We start from the raw sequence: 2,215 nt of genomic DNA, 5'->3' as shown, positions 1-2,215 counted from the left end.
GATCGTGGAGATCGGGGACAAGGAACGCGTGTACGGCGCGCCCGCCCACCCGTACACGCGGGCCCTGCTGTCCGCGGTGCCGCTGCCCGATCCGGTCGCCGAGCGGACCCGGGAGCGGATCACCCTGCTCGGCGACCCTCCGAGCCCGGCCGCTCCCCCGCCCGGCTGCACCTTCCATCCGCGCTGCCCGAAGGCGCGGGCGCTCTGCCGCACGGAAGCGCCGCTGCTGCGGATCGCCGCTCCGGGGGAGGCACGCGAGGTGGCCTGTCACTTCCCCGAGGCCGCCTGACGCAGGGTTGCGCCCCGGGACCGGCGTCCGGCCCCGGGGCACAACTGCCCTCATCCGTCTACCACTTGGTGACGCGTACGGTCTCTCCGCAGCCGTCGGCGGCGAGCACCTCGACACGGACTCCGGCAGCCGCGTCGGTGAACGACTCGCCGGCCCGGAAGGGGGCGTCGTCCAGCGGCCGGCAACCGGCCGCCGGGGTGGCGTACGGCTTCGCGTCGACGACCTGGACGGGTCCCTGGCCGGTCTGGACGGAGGTGTCGATCTTGTAGACCAGCGCGCCGGTCGAGCAGACCCCGCCGTCGGCCTGGACCGCCCGCCGCGACTCGACGACGTAGGCGGTGGTGGGGCCGGTGCGGACGACCGCCATCTTGGTGCCGCTGCCGTACTCGACCGCGGTCAGGTACACGGTGTCGCTGCCCGCCGAGGCCCGGCACACGACCTGGCTGTCCGCGGTCCAGCCGAGCTTCCAGGACTGCCAGGCGAAGTACTGCGATCCGGGTCCGCCGATCAGCCCCATGACGTCCCATCCGGCGACGAAGCGATGGGCGTCGGTGCCGGTGAAGGCGTACAGGTCGGGCAGCCCGAAGGTGTGGCCGGTCTCGTGGGCGACCAGCTTGGGTCCCCAGTGCCACATGTCCTGCCCGAAGGTCACGGCCCACTTCAGCAGGGCACCGTCGGCGCGCACGCCGACGGTCGCGGGGTCGTGGATGTAGGTGGGCGTGAAGGAGATCGCCGAGGCGTTCCGCGTCGGGACGACGTACAGCATGTCGTATCGGGAGAAGTCGACGTACGGATCCGCCGCCGCGACCGCGTCCTTGATGTACGCCTCGTGGGCCTCGTGGGTCAGTCCGCGCGCGAAGCCGTAGTCGGTGGAGGCGTGCGGCATCCGTACCCATTGGCGGTGCTGGCTGATGGCGAGCCAGACCTTTCCGTAGGAGGCGTTCCACAGCCAGTCGGCGCCCGGTGCGATCTGGGCGGCGTCGTCGGCGGGGGCCTCGGTGGCCGGGGCGTCGGGGAAGTCGACGAAGATCATGCCGACCCGGACGGTCCCGGTGGGGCGTTGGAAGACGGAGTAGTCGGTGTCGTGCCCCTCGTCCGTCCAGCCGGTGGTGCCGCGCAGGGCGCAGGCGGAGACCGCGTCGGAGGCGGCGGCGCGGGCCGGGAACGCACCGGCCAGGACCAGCAGCAGAGTGGCGAGCAAGGGCGCCCAGAGCACGGCGCGTTGGGGAGGACGCGTTCTCACGCGATCGTTCCTCTCTTCGAGGTGATGTATGCCGTGTGACATTTCACATAGCTTGCAGTGGCAGGAGGGTGTCCGGAAGCTGTCGCCGGTCCATAACATCCGCGCCATGGACCTGGAGGTACGCCATCTGCGCCTGGTGTGCGCGATCGCCGAGGCGGGCAGCCTCACCCGCGCCGCCGCCGCTCTCGGGACGACCCAGCCCGGGCTCAGCGCCCAACTGCGCCGCATCGAGGCGATGCTGGGCGGAGTGCTCTTCGACCGGGGACGGGCCGGGGCCGTCGCCACCCCCTTCGGGGAGCTGGTGCTCGACCGGGCCCGCGCCGTCCTTCCCGGCATCGACGGCCTGATGGCCGACACCGCCCGGATGGCCCGCCGGGTGTCGGCCTGCGACCGCGTCCGCATCGGCTCGGTCGGCGCGCCTCTTCTCGGCCATCTCGTCCTTGCCGTCAAGGCGGTACTGCCGGAGGCCCGGGTGACGGCGCGCTGTCAGCACTCCCCCGTCACCCTGCTCGACGAGCTGGCGGCGGACCGGCTGGAGGCGGCGGTCCTCGGCGACCACCCCGACCAGCGGCTGCCGGACCGCGACGGCGTGGTGCTCCACCCCCTCGCCGCCGAACCGGTCTTCGCCCTGCTGCCGGCCTCTCACCCGCTGGCACGCCTTGACGAAGTCCCGCTCGCCGCGC

General features: G+C 72.8%; 3 protein-coding genes. 2 read left to right on the top strand and 1 reads right to left on the bottom strand.

Annotation, left to right across the window (positions count from 1 at the left end; all coding sequences use genetic code 11):
* Window positions 1-289 (top strand): oligopeptide/dipeptide ABC transporter ATP-binding protein (locus tag CCN56_RS38015; RefSeq protein WP_373412948.1); only part of this gene is annotated, 289 nt, incomplete at its 5' end.
* A gap of 58 nt (window positions 290-347) precedes the next feature.
* Here CCN56_RS38015 and CCN56_RS38010 read toward each other — a convergent pair.
* Entirely contained in the window at window positions 348-1,532 is a 1,185-nt protein-coding gene (locus tag CCN56_RS38010; RefSeq protein ID WP_256962382.1) for a M6 family metalloprotease domain-containing protein, read from the bottom strand.
* A 106-nt stretch (window positions 1,533-1,638) separates the two neighbouring features.
* On the opposite strand from CCN56_RS38010, the gene CCN56_RS38005 reads away from it, so the two are divergent.
* Window positions 1,639-2,215 (top strand): LysR family transcriptional regulator (locus CCN56_RS38005; protein WP_143664771.1); only part of this gene is annotated, 577 nt, incomplete at its 3' end.

The organism is Streptomyces sp. NRRL B-24572 (assembly GCF_002156145.1).
Lineage (GTDB): Bacteria > Actinomycetota > Actinomycetes > Streptomycetales > Streptomycetaceae > Streptomyces > Streptomyces vietnamensis.
This window is presented reverse-complemented; position numbering and strand designations above follow the sequence as displayed.